The organism is Streptomyces sp. NPDC039480 (assembly GCF_055597165.1).
Genome location: NZ_JBVITX010000015.1, coordinates 65,367 through 84,768, shown reverse-complemented (window position 1 = coordinate 84,768; position 19,402 = coordinate 65,367). Strand labels below are relative to the sequence as shown.

The 19,402-nt window shown below is 65.3% G+C and carries 9 protein-coding genes and 2 pseudogenes; 5 read left to right on the top strand and 6 right to left on the bottom strand.

The window, feature by feature from the left end; genetic code table 11:
- Positions 1-269 precede the first annotated feature (269 nt).
- Both ACZ56E_RS35770 and ACZ56E_RS35765 read left to right on the top strand, forming a co-directional pair.
- On the top strand, positions 270-4,541 hold the full coding sequence (locus tag ACZ56E_RS35770; protein ID WP_471220812.1) for a LamG domain-containing protein: 4,272 nt from the start codon (positions 270-272) through the stop codon (positions 4,539-4,541).
- A 116-nt stretch (positions 4,542-4,657) separates the two neighbouring features.
- Entirely contained in the window at positions 4,658-11,536 is a 6,879-nt protein-coding gene (locus ACZ56E_RS35765) for a polymorphic toxin-type HINT domain-containing protein (RefSeq protein ID WP_471220810.1), read from the top strand.
- Between the two features lie 969 nt (positions 11,537-12,505).
- Here the strand turns inward: ACZ56E_RS35765 and ACZ56E_RS35760 are convergent.
- Positions 12,506-12,802: a transposase family protein gene (locus ACZ56E_RS35760; RefSeq protein WP_471220808.1), complete on the bottom strand. Its 297-nt coding sequence runs from the start codon at positions 12,800-12,802 to the stop codon at positions 12,506-12,508.
- Positions 12,803-12,898: 96 nt separating this feature from the next.
- Between ACZ56E_RS35760 and ACZ56E_RS35755 the strand changes: the two genes are divergently transcribed.
- The gene (locus tag ACZ56E_RS35755; RefSeq protein ID WP_471221014.1) at positions 12,899-13,060 is read left to right on the top strand and encodes a hypothetical protein; all 162 of its coding nucleotides are present in this window, start codon (positions 12,899-12,901) and stop codon (positions 13,058-13,060) included.
- Here the strand turns inward: ACZ56E_RS35755 and ACZ56E_RS35750 are convergent.
- A pseudogene (locus tag ACZ56E_RS35750) lies at positions 13,018-13,122 on the bottom strand (IS5/IS1182 family transposase); the annotation flags it as partial. The gene ACZ56E_RS35755 and the pseudogene ACZ56E_RS35750 sit on opposite strands and share 43 nt — an antisense overlap.
- Positions 13,123-13,825: 703 nt before the next feature.
- Between ACZ56E_RS35750 and ACZ56E_RS35745 the strand changes: the two are divergent.
- The gene (locus ACZ56E_RS35745) at positions 13,826-13,966 is read left to right on the top strand and encodes a hypothetical protein (RefSeq protein ID WP_471220806.1); all 141 of its coding nucleotides are present in this window, start codon (positions 13,826-13,828) and stop codon (positions 13,964-13,966) included.
- A gap of 88 nt (positions 13,967-14,054) precedes the next feature.
- Here the strand turns inward: ACZ56E_RS35745 and ACZ56E_RS35740 are convergent, their stop codons facing one another.
- From ACZ56E_RS35740 to ACZ56E_RS35730, 3 genes are all read right to left on the bottom strand, one after another.
- Positions 14,055-15,227, bottom strand: a complete 1,173-nt coding sequence (locus tag ACZ56E_RS35740) for a pentapeptide repeat-containing protein (RefSeq protein ID WP_471220804.1) — start codon at positions 15,225-15,227, stop codon at positions 14,055-14,057.
- Between the two features lie 109 nt (positions 15,228-15,336).
- Positions 15,337-15,978, bottom strand: a complete 642-nt coding sequence (locus ACZ56E_RS35735) for a hypothetical protein (protein ID WP_471220803.1) — start codon at positions 15,976-15,978, stop codon at positions 15,337-15,339.
- 1,570 nt (positions 15,979-17,548) lie between these two features.
- Entirely contained in the window at positions 17,549-17,929 is a 381-nt protein-coding gene (locus ACZ56E_RS35730; RefSeq protein ID WP_471220801.1) for a hypothetical protein, read from the bottom strand.
- 420 nt (positions 17,930-18,349) lie between these two features.
- On the opposite strand from ACZ56E_RS35730, the gene ACZ56E_RS35725 reads away from it, so the two are divergent.
- Positions 18,350-18,544 carry a hypothetical protein gene (locus ACZ56E_RS35725; RefSeq protein WP_471220799.1) on the top strand — a complete coding sequence of 65 codons (195 nt, stop codon included), beginning with the start codon at positions 18,350-18,352 and terminating at the stop codon, positions 18,542-18,544.
- Positions 18,545-18,611: 67 nt separating this feature from the next.
- On the opposite strand, the pseudogene ACZ56E_RS35720 reads toward ACZ56E_RS35725, so the two are convergent.
- Positions 18,612-19,402, bottom strand: a pseudogene (locus ACZ56E_RS35720) (hypothetical protein); the annotation flags it as partial.

Sequence of the window (19,402 nt, the reverse complement as noted above, 5' to 3'; positions counted from 1 at the left end):
CAGGGTTGGGCACATCGGTACGCGCTCACGCTCGGTCGCGGAGCATGCCGCAGGGCGCCTGCGGTCGGGAGTGCTCTCCAAATCCTGCGGATAGTTATCGAATTGCCGCCCGCTGTGGCGCAACCGTGAGTAACGTCACATTCACAGTCGGCTGTTTGTCCGTTTCGTGGCGACTGGTCTTCTGGTGAGTTACATGGCGGATGCATACAGTCACGGCTCGATTCTCTGTAAAGGGAATTCTCATTTTTCGTAACGGGCCGGAGTGGGTTATGTGGAGACACGCGCGTTCGCGCGGGGGGACCGGAGTTCTGGCGAGCTTGCTGGGTGCGGCAGTGGTCGCCGCGTTGGTGCCGTTCTCGCCTGCAGCTGAGGCCTCAGCCCCCGCACCGGCAACGGCGAAGTCTGAGGGTGATGCTCCTTCTGCGGGGCAGGATGGTGTCGACGCTGCCCTGGCCGAGGCCAAGCGCACGGGGGAGCCGGTGGAGGTGCTTTCCCAGCGCGGTGAGTCGAGTGACGTGTACGCCACTCCTGAGGGGAAGCTCGAAGCACGTGAGTACCTCAGGCCGATCCGCGCCCGCAAAGATGGAAAATGGGAGCCGGTCGACACCGATCTTGTGAAGTCCGCTGACGGTGCCCTCGCTCCGAAGGTGACGACAACTGGCCTTGAGTTCTCCGGGGGCGGTGATGCGCCGCTGGTACGCATGACGAAGGCCGGTCGTGAGCTGGCGCTGTCCTGGCCGGACAAGCTTCCTGAACCGCAGGTTGAGGGTGCGACGGCTACTTATGGCGATGTACTGCCCGGAGTGGATCTCCGCATGGGAGCGCAGGAGGACGGCTTTACGCAGCTTCTGGTCGTCAAGTCGGCCAAGGCGGCGGAAAGTCCGCAGCTGGCCCAGTTGCGGTTGAAGTTGGCTGCCGACGGTGTTGAGGTCGAAGAGACCGCTCAGGGTGGGCTCCAGGCCATCGACGAGGGCGCTAAGGGTGCGGTCTTCGAGGCACCCAAGCCGATGATGTGGGACTCCAGCCCGGGCTCGAATGCCGCACCGGCCGCCAAGGCCAAGTCTTCAAGGGGTGCGGCAGCGAGCCAGGACGGCCCGGTGGCAGGTGAGGAGCCGTCGGCGGGCGAGTCCGGGAAGCTCGGCCCCGTTGAGGTGGATGTTCCCGCCAGCGGTCAGGAACTGGTACTGACGCCAGACACTGACGTTTTGAAGGGCAAGGACACCACCTACCCAGTGTTCATCGACCCGCAGTGGTATTCACCACGGGCGACGGCGTGGACGATGGCGTCCAAGCACTGGGCTGGCTCAGCGCAGTGGAAGTTCAACGGTGAACACGACGCGGGCATGGGCTACTGCAACTGGGCCTATTGCCAGCCGAACGACACCAAGCGCCTCTTCTACCGCATCCCCGTCTCCAAGTTCGCCGGCAAGTCGATCCTGTCCGCCGAGTTCGTGGTGCGCAACACATGGTCGGCCTCCTGCTCGGACCGCGCCGTGGAGCTCTGGGAGACCAAGGACATCTCCGATTCCACGACCTGGAACTCGCAGAACGCGTCGGGTTTCTGGAAGAAGAAGCTGTCCTCGAAGTCATTTGCCTACGGCTACAGCGGGTGCGCGGCGAAGGACGCCGAGTTCTCGGTGAAGACAGCTTTGCAGGATGCCGCCGATGCCCGGGACAAGACAATGACGTTCGGCCTGCAGGCAGCCAGCGAGTCCGACGCCTACGGGTGGAAACGGTTCTCGGACAAGGCCTTCCTGCGTGTGAAGTACAACCGTGCGCCCACACAGCTCAAGGCCTCCCAGCTCACGATGGCCTACGGCGGCACGTGCAAGAGCTCGGATAAGGCCGCGCGCGTGCGCACGCTCGGCAACATCTACGCCGTCGATGTGAAGGATCCGGACGGCGACGACGTTTCCGTGCAGTTCCAGGCCAAGTGGAGCGGTGGCAGCTGGAAGCCGAGCCGTACGACGGCCAAGAATTCAGGATCCGTCTTCGCTATCAAGCTGCCCTCGACGATCCCGGTGAACAAGGAGATCAACTGGTACGCGCGTGTGCACGACGGTGCGCAGTACTCACCATGGTCCTACGCAGGCAGCCCGACAGCCTGCTACTTCGTGTACGACACCAAGGTCCCCAAGGCTCCCGCTGTTTCCTCCGGCGACTACCCCGAGTCTGATCCGGAGGACCCGAACGACCCCTGGCGGGACGGGGTGGGCAAGTACGGTTCCTTCGGGCTGGATGCGGCGGACAGTGATGTGACGTCGTACTGGTACGGCATCAACGGTGACCCCACACCGTTGCACAAGGTCACGACGTCCGGTGGTGCCGCCAAAATAGCCGAGGTGCTGCCGGCCAAGCCGGGGCTGAACTTCATTACGGCCCGCGCCTTCGACTCCGCCGGCAACGGCAGCGAGATCCGTACCTACCAGTACCGGGTCAAGGCCGGTCAGCCCGAGCGGGCCACCTGGCAGCTGGATGAGGCTCCGGACGCCTCCCAGGCCAAGGGCTCGACCCCGCCGCGCACCGCCCAACTGCACGGCGGCGCCACGCCGGGTACGACGGGTGTGCAGGGCAAGGCGGTGTCTTTCGACGGTGTCGACGGATATGCCTCCACCGACCTTCCGGTGGTCGACACCAGCCGCGGATTCGCGGTATCGGCCTGGGTGAAGCTGTCGAAGATGCCTGAGGGAGCCGCGGTCATCGCCACCCAGCCGGGCAACCACAGCCCCGGCTTCGAGCTCTACTACTCCAAGACCTACGACCGCTGGGCCTTCAACCAGTACAAGTCCGACACCGCGGATGCGGGTATCGCCCGTGCCATGGCGGACAAACCCGGCGGCGCGGCCGCTGGCAAGTGGACCCATCTGATCGGCTCTTACGACTCGGCGCGCGACATGCTGGAGCTGTTCGTCGACGGCAAGCTCGTGGGCCAGATGGCCTATGACAAGCCGTGGGAAGCCCGCCGAGGGCTGCAACTGGGAGCGGCCTCCTACAGCGGTGCCCCTTCCGCGTTCTTCCCCGGCGCGATCGATGAAGTGCAGCTCTTCGACAAGCCCCTCGCTCAGGATGAGGTCGACAAGCTGCACGACAAGGACACCATCGGCGATCCGGGCCGGCCAGCGATAGCCGTCTTCGACCTGGACGAGGCGGCCGACGCCACTGAGATCACCGGCCACGGCGGAGTACTCCCCGCCCAGTACAAGGGGGGTGTCACCACGGGCGTGCCGGGCGTGGCAGGCAAGGCAGCCGAGTTCAACGGCACCGACGGCTACGCCAGGATCGGCCAGTCCAGCGGCCCTCATGTGAACACCTCGCGCAGCTTCACCGTCTCCGCCTGGGCCAAGCTCGACAAGAAGCCCGACGGTGCGGCGATCATCGCCGCGCAGGCCGGCAAGGAACGCCCCGGGTTCGAGCTGTACTACTCCTCCACCTACAACCGGTGGGCAGTCAACCAGTACTCCGCCGACGCGGCCGATGCGACGCCCATCCGCGCCATGCAGCCTGAAGACGACAAGGCGTACGTGGGGGAGTGGGCGCACCTGGTGGGCGTGCACGACACGGTGGCCAACACCTTGACCCTCTATGTCAACGGAAGCCGCGCCGGATCCATCCCGCTGGCCGGCGCGTTCTATGCCGATCAGTCCATGTATCTCGCTGCCGGCAACTACAGCGGCGAGGTCAAGAACCACTTCCCCGGAACTATTGACGACGTGCGTCTGCTGGACCGCCCTGTCTCGGCCGAGGAAGTCCGTCAGATGTTCAAGCAGCGGCCGCTGGTCAAGGGCCGCTGGAACTTTGAGGACACTTCCAGCTCCTCTCCTGCCACCACGCCGGACCTCTCTGCGGAGAAGCGCCCGATGAAACTCTACGGAGGCGCGAAGCTCGGCGAGTCCATGATCAACGCTCACGGCTTGGAGCTGAACGGCACCACCGCCTACGCGGCCACGCCCACGATGCCCGTGGACACCAAGTCCAGCTTCACCGTCACCGCCTGGGCCCAGGCGGCCGCGGCACCAGAGCACGATATGGCCGTGCTCAGCGCCGAGGGCAGCGCCCGCAGTGCCTTCGAAGTCCGTTTCGTGCCCGACGCCAAGGACCCTGCCGAGGGGCTCGGCCGCTGGGAACTCATCCTTCCGGCCAGTGACAGCGCGGACACAACAGTGACGAAGGTGATAAGTACCGAGTTCGAGTCCGCCACCCAGTGGAACCACCTGGCGGTGGTCTACGACGGCTTCGCCAAGGAGATCCGCCTCTACGTCAACGGCAACCTGCAGGAAGTCGCCTGCGGTGACGCGGACGGAGACGGGGATGCCGACGACGCCGCCTGCGAAGACCTGATCGCGTGGGCCGACAACGCCCTGGCGTTCTCCGCCACCAAATCCCTGCAGGTCGGCAAGGCCAAGGGGGACACGACGGGAACGTACTTCGCCGGCCAGGTCGACGACGTATGGACCATCCAGGGCGCCCTGTCGGATGCACAGATCACGAAGATGGCCAGCTCCCTTTTCGGCCTCCCCACCGACATTCCCGGCGACAGCTGACCGAGTGCCGGGGAGCGGCCTGCTCCTGCTCCCCGGCCTCACCCTGTTCTCTTACTGAGCTGGCCATGCCATGCCGTGCAGCGGTGTGCGTTGCCCTTAAAGATTGATTGTTGAGGATGAACAGCAAAAGAAGAGCACGCCACCATGCCGCCTGGCGGCAACGGGCGGCCCTAGCGGTGTCGACTGCACTGGTGGGCACCCTGCTGCAAGCCGCCGGCACCCCGCTGGCCACGGCGGATGACGGAGACCGCCCGGCCCCGGGGGTAACCGAGAAGCCAGTCAAGGGCCAGGACGCCAAGGCGGCCCGCCCACGGCTGCAGTCCAAGGGCCTCAAGACACCCACGGGTGCGCCCAAGGCGGCCTGGCCCAAGCCCGGCACCGCCGTGATCGACCTCGCTGGCGGCGTACGCGCGAACAAGGCACAGCCCGTCAAGGCCAAGGGCCTGCCGCTAGCGGTGGGCGCCCCAAAGGCTGCCGCCGCCAAGCGCAGCCACCAAGGCGCCGGCGCAGCCACCGGCAAGGCAGCACAGGGCGACATCACGGCACGGGTGGTCGACCGCAAGACCACACAGGCAGCCGGCGTGAGGGGCGTGCTCTTCTCGCTCGAGACCGGTAAGGCCAAGAATGATGCGCAGGGCAAAGTCCGCGCCTTGGTCGACTACTCCAGCTTCGCTGAGGCGTTCGGCGGCGGATACGGCTCCCGCCTCACTCTGGTCGAGCTGCCGGCATGTGCGCTGAAGACGCCACAGAAACAGCAGTGCCGCACGCCCGAACCAGTTCGTACAGTCAACAACACCGAGAAGAAGACGCTGACCGCGGACTCGGTGGCTCTGCGAGCGAGCGGAGCCACAGTTCTGGCTGCCGTCGCAGACGAGAAGAGCGTCAGCGGCGATTACAAAGCGACCTCACTGTCTCCCTCCGCCACCTGGGACACCAACCTCAACACCGGTGACTTCACGTGGTCGTACGACATGCCAGTGCCCAAGGTTCCGGGCGACCTGACCCCGGAAGTGGGTCTGTCCTACTCCTCAGGAGCAATCGACGGACGCACCGGCAACACCAACAACCAGTCCTCCTGGGCCGGCGACGGCTTCGACCTGTGGCCCGGCTACATCGAGCGCCGCTACAAGCCCTGCTCGGACGACGGGGAAAAGGGCTCAGACGGCAACAAGCCCGGGGACCAGTGCTGGGGCTACGACAATGCCTTCATCACGTTCAACGGCAAGGGCGGTGAACTGGTCCCCCTGCCCGGTGACGCCGACAAGGACAAGGAAACGGATGAGGAGTACCGGTTCAAGCAGGATGACGGGACCCTCATCGTCCGCATGTCCTCCACCGGGCGCGGCAACGGGGACGACAACGGCGAGTACTGGCGCCTGACCGACCCCGACGGCGTCCGCTACTACTTCGGATACAACCGGCTGCCGGGCTGGAAGGAGGGCGCGGCCACCACCAACTCCACATGGACGGCGCCGGTCTTCGGCAACAACGCTGGCGAAGAGTGCCACAAGGAAACCTTCGCCGACTCTTGGTGCCAGCAGGGATGGCGGTGGAACCTCGACTACGTCGTCGACCCGCACAGCAACGCCATCGCCTACTACTACGACCAGGAGAAGAACTCCTACGGCCGCAACCTCAAGGCCAAGGACAACACCCGCTACGTGCGCGGCGGAGTGCTGGACCACATCGAGTACGGGCTGAAGTCCTCCTCGCTCTACAGCAAGAAGCCCCTGGCCAAGGTCGATTTCACCACCTCCGAGCGCTGCCTGCCCGACAGCAAGACCGACTGCAGCGACATCGGCAAGGACGCCTTCTACTGGTACGACACGCCCTGGGACATGAACTGCGGCGAAAGCGAGGACTGCGACAAGGGCCGCCTGTCCCCCTCGTTCTTCACCCGCAAGCGCCTGACCGGCGTCACCACGCAGGTCCTGAACGGCGACGCCTACAGCAAGGTCGACTCCTGGAAGCTGGACCACGAATGGGGTAAGGCGGACGTCGACTACCAGCTGCTGCTCAACTCCGTCCAGCGCACAGGACACACCGCCGACCCCGCAGTCACTGTGCCGAAGACGACCTTCGCCTACACCCAGAAGGAAAACCGCCTGGACAAGATCGGCGACGGCTACGCGCCGTACATCAAGGCCCGCCTGTCCGGTGTCTCGGATGAGTCCGGCGGCCAGGTCAACGTGAACTATTCAGCCCCGGTGTGTGCCTTCGACGCGCTGCCGAGCCCGCAGTCGAACACCACCCGCTGCTTCCCGCAGTACATCGGCGGCGCTGGTAGCGACGACCCGGACCAGCATTGGTTCAACAAGTACGTCGTCACATCCACGATAACCACCGACCGCACCGGCGGCGCGGCTGATGCGGTGAAGAAGTATGAGTACCTGGGCGACGCGGCCTGGCACTACGACGATGACGACGGTCTGACCAAGCAGAAGTTCAAGACCTGGTCGCAGTGGCGCGGTTACGGCCACGTTCGCACCAAGACCGGCGGACAGGGCGGCGCCGACGCACTCAAGTCACAGGAGGACAGCTACTTCCTGCGGGGCATGGACGAAGACCGCAAGGAACCCTCCGGCGGCACGAAAAACGTTTCGGTCAGTCTGGGTGACGGAGAAGGAGACCCGATCGCCGATCATGAGTCGGCGCAAGGCTTCCCCTACAAGACCGTCACCTACTCGGGCCCGGGCGGCAAGGTCCTGGCCAAGACGGTTGACCGTCCCTGGCACCACGAGACCGGAAAGAAGAGCCGCGACTGGGGCACGGTGACATCCAACTTCACCGGCACCGCTCACTCCAAGACCTGGACCTCCCTGGACGACGGGGCGGGTGCGGACTGGCGCATCACCTCCACCGCGACGGAACACGACACCGTGGCCGGGCGCGTCACCCAGGTCGACGACTTCGGTGACAACAGCACGGCCGACGACAACCAGTGCACCCGCACCACCTACGCCACCAACACCAAGGACAACATCCTCACCCTGCCTTCCCGGGAAGAGACCGTCACCACCAAGTGCGCCGACACCCCCGACCGCGCCAAGGACGTCATCTCCGATGTCCGCACCGCCTACGACGGCGGCGCCTACGGAGCCGCGCCCACCAAGGGTGACGCCACCGCAACTGCGACGCTGAAGAAGCACGACGGCACCAAGGCCACCTACCTGGAAGGCCGTGCCACCTTCGACGCCTACGGCCGCAAACTCACCACCACCGACCTGTCGGCGAACGTCACCGTCGCCGGCACCGGCGATCCGGTCGTGGACGTGCGCAAGGACGGCCGAACCACCACCACGGCCTACAGCCCGGCCACCGGGATGGCCACGAAGATCACCGAGACCAGTCCGCCGACCAAGGCAGCCGACCCGGCCTCGGCACAGACCACCGTCACCGAACTGGAGCCTCTGCGCGGCCAGCCCGCCGCAAAGATCGACACGAACGACAAGCGCATCGAGATGACGTACGACGCGCTGGGCCGTTCCGCGAAAGTCTGGCTGGCCGACCGCAAGACGAGCCAGACCCCCAGCTACCAGTTCAGCTACTTCGTGGACGAGGGCAAGGAAGTCGCCGTCCGCACCCAGACGCTGAACAACGAAGGCGGCCAGGTCGCCACCTACACGATCTACGACGGATTCCTGCGCGAACGCCAGACCCAGATGCCCGGCCCCGACGGCGGCCGCATCCTCACCGACACCTTCTACGACGAACGCGGCCTGCCCAGCAAGACATTCGCCCCCTACTTCGAGGCCAAGCAAGCCCCCGGACGAGACCTGTTCGAGCCGGACAACGCCTGGAGCGTGGAGAGCCAGACCCACACCACCTACGACGGACTCGCACGCCCCGTCGAGGAGCGGCAGATCGCCGGCACCGGCGACGGCGGCAAGGTCCTGGCCACCACCAGAACCATCCACCGCGGCGACCGCACAACCGTCATCCCGCCCGACGGCGCCACCGCTACCACCACCCTCACCAACGCCCGTGGCAAGACAACCGAGCTGCGCCAGCACCACACCCGCAGCCAGAGTGCGGCCTTCGACACCACGTCCTACAGCTATTACCCCAGCGGCAAGCTGAAGAAGGTCACCGATCCCGCGGGCAACAACTGGACTTACGAGTACGACCAGCTGGGCCGCCAGACGAAGTCCAGCGACCCTGACAAGGGCACCACGGACTCCACCTACGACGACCGCGGGCAACTGACCACCACCACCGACCAGCGCGGCACCGTGCTCGCCAGCATCTACGACAACCTCGGCCGTAGAACCGAGCTGCGCAAGGACGGCGCCACGGGCGATCTGCGCGCCAAGTGGGTTTACGACACCATCGACGGGGCCAAGGGGCAGCTGGCCGAGTCCACCCGCTACGTGGACGGGCAGGCCTACACCTCGAAGGTCACCAAATACGACTCGCAGTACCGGCCGACCATGACCGCTGTGGTCATCCCCGACAGCGAGAAGGAACTGGCCGGCACCTACCAGAGCGGCACCACCTATTTGCCCTCTGGTTTGGTCAAAGGCGTGAGTTACTCGGAGGCGGGCTCCCTGCCCGCCGGCGGATACTCCACCACCTACGAGAAGCAGACACTGCGGCCCATCTCCGTACTGGGTGATGGCTTCCAGGCCGACACCAGCTACACACACACCGGCAAGCCCTACTGGAACGAATTCGGCAGCACCAACGGCAAGAAGACCAAGGTCACCTACACCTACGAACAGGGAACCCAGCGCCTGGCCACCTCCCGGGTCGACCGCCAAGACCAAAGCGGAGTGGATCAGCACAACTCGTACCGCTACGACGAAGCGGGCAACATCCTCTCCGTCTCGGATGTCTCCCGCACCGGCACCGACACCCAGTGCTTCACCTACGACTACCTGCGGCGACTGACTGAAGCCTGGACCCAGAACGACAAGACCTGCGCTACCGCTCCGGCTGCAGGCAAGACCGGTGGACCGGCCCCGTACTGGCACTCCTACACCTACGACAAGGCCGGCAACCGGCTGACCGAAACGCTGCACGACGTTGGCGGAGACGGCACCAAAAACACCGAACGAACCTACGACTACCCCAAGCCCGGCGACCCCCAGCCACACGCCCTGGACTCTGTCACCACAAAACAGCCCAGCGGCACCACCACCAAGGACTCCTACGACTACGACCCCACCGGCAACACAATCGCCCGCACCCTGCGCGGTGACACCCAGACACTCACCTGGGACGCCGAAGGCCACCTCGCCAAGGTCAGCGAGCCGGTCGAGGGCGGCAACGACAAGGTCACCGAGTACCTCTACGACACCGACGGCAACCGCCTGATCAGCCGCACACCGACCGAGACCACCCTCTACCTCGGCCACACGGAAGTGACCCTGCCCAAGGGCGCCACCAAGACCAAAGCCACCCGCTACACGCCCCTCGGCGGCGGCCACCAGGCCATCAAGGAAAACAACGGCACCATCACCTTCACCACCGCCGATCACCAGGGAACCGGCCAACTCTCCATCACAGCGTCTGATCTGAAATTGACCCAGCGCCGCACCCTCCCCTTCGGCGGCTCCAGAGGAGAGGCACCCAAGTCCTGGCCAGGTACCAAGAGCTTCGTCGGCGGCACCGATGACACAGCCGCTACGGGACTTACCCACCTCGGTGCCCGGGAGTACGACCCCTCCATCGGCCGCTTCCTGTCCGTCGATCCCATCATGGACCTGACAGACTCTCAGCAGATGAACGGCTACACCTACAGCAACAGCAACCCGGTGACGTTCAGCGACCCCACCGGCCTCTTCAGCTTCGGCAACGTCTTTAGTTGGGCCCGGTCTGTCTTCAGAACCGCGATCAACATATACAACCGTTCGGTCTCATCGAGCGGTGGCGGCTACCGCAGCAGTGGGCGCGCAAGCAGCGCGGTCTATTACAGTTCCGGCAGGAACAGCCGCATGGCTCAAACCGGTTTCAGTAACCCGTTGGACCGCTTTGATCCCTTCCCTCATCTCAGGAAGTTTTTCGCAAATGGTGGCGCCGCGAAGGCCGTGAAGGAATTCATCCTTCCTGACGTGCAGTCATGGCAGAGTTGCGGAACGCGTCCCGGAGTCACAGTGAATTGCTTTAACACGGCAATGGATCTGCCGTGGCTGAAGGTACTCAAGCCCGTCAGTAAGGTCGTCAAGAAGGCGGCTAAGGCGGCAGAGGATGGGACAGAGGCGGCAGCCAAGGGAAGGAAGACGACTCTTTCCGACTGCAACAAGTGTTTCCTCGCTGGCACGGGCGTGCGTATGGCCGACGGAAAGAACAAGGATATTGAGGACATTAAAGTCGGAGACAAGGTCCTGGCGACTGACCCAAAGACTGGCAAGACCGGCAAACGCGAAGTAACCGCAACCATCGTCACCGACAAAGACAAGCGCTTCACCGAGCTCACCCTGGTAACACCCGGTGGCGTCAAGAAACTAACGGCTACACACGAACATCCCTTCTGGTCGGTCAATAGGGAGGCGTGGGTAGCGGCTGGAAAACTCAAGCCTGGCATGACTCTTCGCACGGACTCGGGTCGGATCGTCGCCGTGAAGGCAGCTCGCCAGTTCCGGGATCGCCAGCGCACCTACAACCTCACTGTCGAAGGTATCCACACGTATTATGTGCTTGCGGGTGAGACGCCAGTATTGGTGCACAACTCGGGGCCGGGGTGCGGATCCGCATGGATCGATGCAAACAGGGTGCCTCATCATTTCAAGCATGCCGCCGACTTCGGGATCACCGCAGCGGAGAGTAAAGCGAGTAAGCAGGCCTTCGTGAATGCCTTGGGGGACTTCATCAAGGATCCGGAGAACGTCAAGATCGCGGGTACGTATCGCGGAGCGCCGGCTCGACACTATGTAGATCTCAACTCGGGACGCCATGTCTCAGTTGACGTGGAATCGGGCGAAATGCTCGGAGCCTGGAAAACGAACGTGAATTCAGACCAGTTCTGGTACTTGAGCATGCAAGGGAAACTGTAAATGGCAACGTTGGAACCTTTTTTGGTGCTTGCGGAGGCTGTGTCTGAAGGGAGGATCTCTCCTTCAGAGTTCTCCATCATTTGTCTCCCCCTGTACAAAGAGTATGGCGGCCGGTACCCGACAGCCGAGCAGTATGAAACCGCGACAGCTCTGTTCTATGTCGCACATGACTATGACTCGGCTGGTACCGGTATGCCTGACCTGCTGGACGATGATCAGGTTCGCTCAAAGGCGAGTGATATCGCGCGACGGATGCGTGTGCTCCTGCAGTAATCAGGTTCGAACACGGTGCTTCGGCGGGCAAAGGAATGGGTCCCCCGCATCGAAGATCGGGGCCAAATGCGGGTTTCCTCACCCAGTCGGGCGGCTGGGGGCGACTACCTCGGTAGCCTGACGTGACCACTAGGCGCTGATCGAACCGCATGGCCTGGCGTGCCGCGGACATGGCCTGAACGTCTGTCTTTGGTCGGGCCTTTGGCGCGACCTGCGCTTCCTCGTGAACGCTATCCGGATCGCGTCGGCATCCCTGATGTCCAAGGCCCTTCAAGATCATTCTTGTCCGAACGGGCAAGAATGATCTTGAGAGTGGTCTCCCCTGGAACACAAAGCGGCGGGAGTCGTTTTGTGTTCCAGGGGCCCAGATCGATGTCGGGTGGGAGGCCACGCGGGTGAGGGTGTGAGTGAGGGCCGATAGGGTGCGGTCCGCGCGCCGCGGCTTCGTGCTAGGGCGCAGCAGAGCGCGCCGGTGAGAGCGGGTTCGCTGTCGGCCCAGAGCACACAGGGTCAGCGTCCGGCTGCTGCCGCACGATTATCGCGGCGTTGGTGCGGGATGGATGGCGTAAGACCGTGTCCTACGTGGTGCGGCGGACGAGCCGTTTGTTGCAGCACAGGGCGGCGGCGAGGCCGAGAAAGGCCAGAGTTGCGGGGGTTGCGCTCGTATCGGGGGCTGAGGCGGTGGTAGCCGGACAGTCAGGACAGGGTGCGCTCGATGCCCCACCGTCGGTGTCCTAATCGTTCTCTGGACTCGAGTCCCTTCCGGGCGATGCGCACGCCGATGCGCTTTCCCGCAGCCATCTCCGCAGGTGGGGCACGTCTTACGCCTTGTCCGCATGCAGCCGCTGAGTCTTGAAGTGCCGGCTGCGGTAGGGGTCGTGTTGCGTTTGGTGGCCCTCGATCATGGGCTTCAGCCCCCTCGCTGTCGTGGACGTTGCCGGGCGAGATGCCTCCGAGGAGGGGCAGTCCGTTCGCGTCCGACAGGATGTGCATCTTGGAACCCGGCTTGCTCCGGTCTATGGGGCTCGGCCCTGTGTGTTCGCCCCCCTTTTTTTTGCCCGGACGTGAGCGGTGTCGAGGACGACACGGGTGACGTCGATGAGACCGGCGTCGTCGAGCTGGTGCGGCACGGCCTGGTGCAGCCGGCCACCGGCTCCGGACCAGATCAGGGACCGGCGGTGCGCGGTGGACTTCGAGATTCCGAAGCGCGGCGGCAAGGACCTCCAGGAACAGCGGCTGACCAGGACATAGATGATCGCCGCGAACAGCGTCTCATCAGGCGTGCCAGGCGTCCTGCCACCCCGTCGTCGCACCCTCGGTGGTGGGATCAGCGGCTCCGTGATCTCCCACAGTCCAACCGGAACTATCCAACTCCAAGTTCTCCGCCCCCAGCTGATGGCCGACTACGCGAAGTCCTTTCAAAACCGGCGAGTGGAAAGGTCTTAATGTAGACGGCCGAAGCCGGACGGCAGTTGGTTCCATGTGTGGCCCGAGGCGGTTACGAAGATGATCGCGACCAGCACCTCGCGGTCATCTCGCTTGGGGCCCGATAACCCAATACGACGACAGCCCCACAAGAGCCCCGCTGCTCCTAATGAGAACTCGGGACCAGCGCCAGTTCAACTACTCGCCCCAGGCCAGGGCTACAACTCCAACTATTACCAAAGCTCTTCGCCCATGCGGCGACTCTAGGGAGCCTCGGTACCGGGCTGTCCCCACACGCGCGGGGAGCACGCAGTTCCGACGCAGGCCGGTCCAGTCGTTCCGGGGTCATCCACGTGGGTGCAGGGAGCAGGCACGACGAGGGGCCTCGGGGGACGGGACTATCCCCGCTGGTGTGGGGAGCACGACGCCACGGCCGTCTTGGAGCGGCACCGTGAGGGACTACCCCCGCGGATGTGGGAGCACGAGCGCGGCATCGGCGGCACCTTCTGCGCAAGGGATCATCCTCGCGGGCGGGGGGGGGCACGACCCTCAGCCGGGGGACCACGGTCACGGCTGGCGATCATCCTTGCGGTGCGGGGAGCACTCACCGAGACGGCGCGCGGCGTTGTCTGCCGCGGGACCATCCCCGCACCCGCGGGGATGGCCCAGCACGGCGTCACCGGCGGCGTACACCACGGCGACATCCACCCCGGCCACCCCAACAACGGCTAAGGCCACGGCCGATGGCACCCCGTCTGAGGCATCGGCGTCGGCGGCCTCGTCTTGGTCGTCGACGCCGATGCCTTTTCACTCCTTCAGTTCATGGACCGGAGGAGAGCCAGCCGGGGCGCAGCCGGACCTCGGATGGCACCGGGGTACCGACTGCCACCAGGAGCCCCACCGGAACAGGACCAGTCGTTGCCTCGAAGTTCACGCTGCTGCCACAGAACGTCGCGCCTTCGAAGTTCACGCTCCTGCCGGAGAAGACTGCGCCGCCGAAGTGCACGATGCCACCGGAGAACACCGTGCTGCCGAAATACACCCTGCCGCCGGAGAACACCGCACCGCCGAAGTACACGATGCCGTCGGAGAATGTCGCGCCACCGAAGTTCACGATGCCATCGGAGAATGTCGCACCTTCGAAGTTCACGCTGCTGCCGGAGAACGTCGCACCGTCAAGGTGCACGATGCCGGAGAACGTCGCACCGCCGAAGTTCACGCTGCCGCCGGAAAACACCGAACCGCCGAAGTTCACGATGCCACCGGAGAACGTCGCGCCGCTGAAGTCCACGCCGCCATCGATGGTGACCCCGGTGAGATCGAGGCTGCAGCCCTGCCAGGAGCGGTGAGTGCCCTTGGGGAGGCGGTAGTGGTCTCCGATGAGGCGCAAGATCGTATGCCGGACCTCACGGAAAGCGTGATACCGGTCCTTCTTGTCCTGATGGCCATCGCGCTGCTCTTCAGAAGGTGAGGTGCCGTCGGGCAGGGGATCGAGCAGGTCGCCGGGGTCGGGGGAGAAGGGCAGCCGTAAGTAGGCGCACAGAACATCAATGCAGGTCTGGCGCAGACTGTCGTCTGGTGCGTCGTCGGCGAGGCCAGCCAAGGCGTGGACGCCGCCGAGCCGGACGGCCTGGGAGCCAGAGCCGAGTTTGTCGACGGCCTGGGAGAAGCGCTCGGTGTGGAGCCGGGTGGCTTCCCGGTGGGCACCGGCTTCGTCGACGCGCTGGCGGCGGTAGGCGACGACCAGGGCGACGAGCGCACCAGCCCCGGCGACCACCCCGAAGGAGAGCTTCACCAGGTCAAAGAGCGTCTTGGCGTCGAGCTTCTGGGCGGTGTCGATCTCCTGGAAGTCCAGCAGATACACCAGACCGTAGAAGACGCCACCGGCCACCAGGACCGCGGCAGCGAAGATGACGGTTAGGGCCCGGCCGACCCTCCACAGCCGCAGTTCCTGATCACCCGAGGTCGGTCGCGGCCGACGGTTGGCTGTCACGAAGGTGGAGACAAGGCTCAGAGAGCCACGGTTGCAGCGCAGCTACTTGACACGGAGACACCGCGAAGCCCCGGCCGAGGAGTTAGGCCAGGGCTTCGTCGTGTGACGCCTATACGTCAGCCGCTCCTGCCCCTTCCGGCCCGGCGGGAGCAGGTACGGCGCCTCCTTCTATGCCCATGGTCGAACTGCCAGACGGCAGGCCCTTCTGCGCCCGCAGGTACTCCGCGTCCGCCAACCGCAACTGTGCCTGTGCACGCATCTTGTCGGCCTCGGCCGTTCCCTTCGACTGCACCAACGCGGCTATCCCGCTGAGGATCGCCTTCGCGAGCAAACTGATCATCGTTCCAAGGCTCACAATGGCAACAACGGCCTCGGGCGCACTATCAGGTCCAAGACGTCGCTCCTGCCAGTCAGACAACACGCTCTCAGCGCCCCACAAAGCGCATCGCGTCAGCACATAGAAGACGGCGATCGCTACAAAAGAGGCGATCACCCGGTCCGTACCCAGGACGCGGTGCAGCAGGCCGACGCCAAGCGAGATCAGGACACCCGCCGGGATCCGCAGCCATGCAGGCCCACCCACCACCAGCGGATAGCAGGCGATAAGAATGCCGATGACGACCGCCACGACGCCCAGCCGTGCGCTCAGCGACAGCTGAAGGTCTTCCGCTGCGGGCCCAGATGAGTTATCTGCCGATGGCCCACTCCGCGGTTGCAGCTCACCCATATCCCTCATGATGTCGGCGTTCACCGCGCGCCACATGCCGGTTGCGGCAATGCAGAGCCACCATCGTCAATCCTTCACAACGGAGCGGGAGATGCAGGGTGCCTCGGCGAGCACTGTAGGTCTGCACCCCCGGATACCCCACGCTCACCGCAGCGGCCGCTGCGGGTCCTATCACCATCACGACAGCGAGCACACTGGCCGCGGCCGCTGGAGGTGCCTGCTTGGCCGGGTCCTCGTCGGCGTGCCGCACGGCCTTCTTCACGGCCTGCTCGACCTCATGGTGTGTCTGGCCGGTGGCTTTGGCGTGCGTGGTGACGGCGGCCTGGGAGACGGCTGCCGCCTCGTCTCAGCTGCGCCACTGCGCCTGATACTCCTCGCCGGTAAGACCCGCTAGGTTCGCGCGTGCTTCCTCGGTGGAACGCTCCAATTTGATCAGCTCATCGGTGACATCTGCTACGGAAACGGATCTTAGGCCGGGCCGCTCGCTTTCCTGTTCGACGTGCTGGTTGTGTCCGGCATTGCCCGGGACAGTTCGCCGGTACGACCTTTGCGCTCGCCCGGGTGACGCTCCACGCGTACCGCCCTCGGGCGCCCGACGGGCCCCGGTATCACCAGGCCGTGGTCGCTACCTGTTTGCGCGCGGCCCTGGCCGCAGCCTTGCTCGCCCTGCCCCTCGCCGCGGCGCGACTGCGGCCGCCGACGCTGATCTGGTTGCGCTTCCGATGACGCTGAAGCAGGCGGTCGCCGCTCTGCCAGCGGCCGCGGAGAAGCGGGAGGGCTACCAGCGCTCTCGCTTCCAGCACTGGACTGACTAGGACCGTGACGGGTGTGACACCCGCGAGGAGGTCCTCATCGCCGAGTCCCGCATCGCCCCGACCATCGGCCCGGGCTGCAAGGTCACTGTGGGGGAGTGGTTGTCCTACTACGACGGCCAGACCACTATCCAGCCCCGTGGCCTGGACATCGACCACATGGTGCCGCTCGCCGAAGCCTGGGACTCCGGCGCCGGCACGTGGAGCGCCGCGCGTCGCAAGGCCTACGCCAACGACCTCGGTGACGAACGGTCGCTGGTCGCTGTGACGGCGCGGAGCGACCGGTCGAAGTCCGACCAGGACCCGGCCCAATGGCAGCCGCCGCTCGCTGACGCCCGCTGCACTACACCACCCACTGGGTGGTGGCCAAGCTCCGCTGGAACCTGGCCGTCGACAAGGCCGAGCGGCAGGCCCTGCGGAAGCTGGCTGCCGGGTGTGGGCAGGAGAGGGTGGAGTACGAGCCCGTCGGCTGACCAACGCCTCTCCGCCTTCAGGCGCCGGGGCGGGGCATCCCGCATGACCACCTGGCGGACCCGCCCCTTAGTAGTTGTCTTTGAACTCTGGTGGTGCGGCAGGGATGGCTGGATGATCCGCGGTGTAGGGCTGGCGGGGCGGTATTGCTGGGAGTGTGGTGATCCGTTGCCGGTGAGATGACGGCGGCCGCGGTGTTCTGCTCAAGTCGGTGCAGGTCGCGGCGGTGGCGGAGGGTGAACCAGGCACACTCATCCGCCATCGCAGCAACCCTCCTGCGCCACCGCCGGATGGCCGAATGAAGTGGTGTCTTAGCAGGTCAGTCGGCGTTCGGCGCTTTCGTAGGTGGCGAGGTTGTAGTCGACGCTCACGACGGTCTTGTAGGTGTAGGTGCCGGAACCCGTGCAGGTCCACCACGCCATCTGGGTGCCGCTCTTAAGCGGGGTCCAGTCCATTTCCTCCCAGCCGTACCAGCGGTGACGCTGCAGGGAGATGGTGGCATTCGTGCAGCCGCTGCGGGTCTTGCCGGCCTTGCCGATGATCTCGCTGATGCCCTTGTAGGGGGCCGAGATGCTGTAGCAGTTCCGGTCCCAGTCCGAGGCGGCGGCCGGTGTGGCCGGCATCAACAGCGTGGCTGCGCAGGCCAGTGCCACGGCGACGGATGACTTGCCGACGATCCCGAGAGTGCTCATGACAAATGTTCCTCTGCGTAACGTGCGAGGTGCAAGATACGGGAACACTCTTTCACCGGGGGCGAGACAAGATCAAGACACAGCCAGAGCACCGTCAAACTCATGCGTAGGGCGGCGACTTGGCATCCCTACGCGAACCCAACAAGGCAAAGGAGTGACTTCCCCCCCCCACAGCCAGACCAGCCTGTCGATCCGCTGCGCCCTCGCCGCGAACTGCCGCTCGCTCTTATGCGCCGCCAGGTCCGTCACCGCCCGCCGCGAACCGTCCCCCGCGCTGCTGAGGCTGGCATTTGTACACAGCGCGAGAGGCCATGCGGACTCTGGCACGGGCTCCTCGCGTCACGGGCGCGGCTGAACGCCGCAGTTCAGAGTGCAAAGGCAGCTACGAAGGGCACCACCGTCTCCGAACTGGCGCGGCGCATGGGCGTCACCCGCCAGACCGCGCACCAGGCCGTGCACGGCCTGGGCGCCGCCAGAATCCTCGAACAGGACCCGGACCTCGCATCCGCCCGGCAGAGGCTGATCCGACGCGCCTTCGAGGGTGAGCGCGCCCACCGCCAGGCCAGGGCGGCCATCGCCCGCCTGGAGGAACAACTCGCCGAACGCATCGGCTAGGAGCTGGCCGGTGCCCTGCGCACGGCCCTGGAGACACCGTGGGGCCGGCCCGTCCCGCCCTGAACGCCTACTCGGGATCGTCGATCTGGGGGAACTCCGGCCAGAACCGCCAGGCCGGCGGCACCAGATGAAACGTTGCCGGGCATTTGAACACCTCGCGCCAGAACCCGGGGTCCTTGAGCAGGTCGTACGTCCCCGAGTCCCGGAAGGTGCGGCTGGGCGGAACCCCCTTGATGCGCAGCCCCACCCTGGTGGCATAGCCGTTACCAGCGGCGCTGAGATCACCGATGATGACGAAGCCGAACCGCTGGGAGGTGCCCAGCAGCCGCAGTTCGAGGTCGAAGGAGACGTCGCACTCGGTCTCCTGGTTGTCCAGGTGCGCGGTGAACTCCCACGTGCCGTCGCTGCCGCAGACGACCTGTGCCTCGGTGCACACCAGCGTCTGGAAGTCGGCGTCCGTCGCGGCGTGCTGGAGCGGCCGTCCGAGGGTGAAGGTGCGCTTGTCGCCGAAGATGATCTCCTCGTCGGGGATCGCCACGTAGGCGGCCGGGAGGTCGAACCAGTCGTGCCACCTGCCGTCGTAGAACCAGGTGGCGGCCAGGCGGCCGGAGGCGTCGACGGCGAAGACCTCCATGTGGTTGTCGTTGCGCGAGAGCGCGGCCAGGGGCGCGCTTTGGGGAAGCGTATGGGGGCGGAGGTCGAACCAGTCCTGCCAGTGCTGCCCGTCGAACCAGGAGGCTTGGCCCTGCCCGTCCCCGTTCACCGCGAAGACTTCCATGTGGTTCTCGTTGCGGGTGAGGACGGTCAGGGGGGTGAGGTGGGGGAAGGTCTTGTCCTTGACGGTGAAGGGGGCCTGCC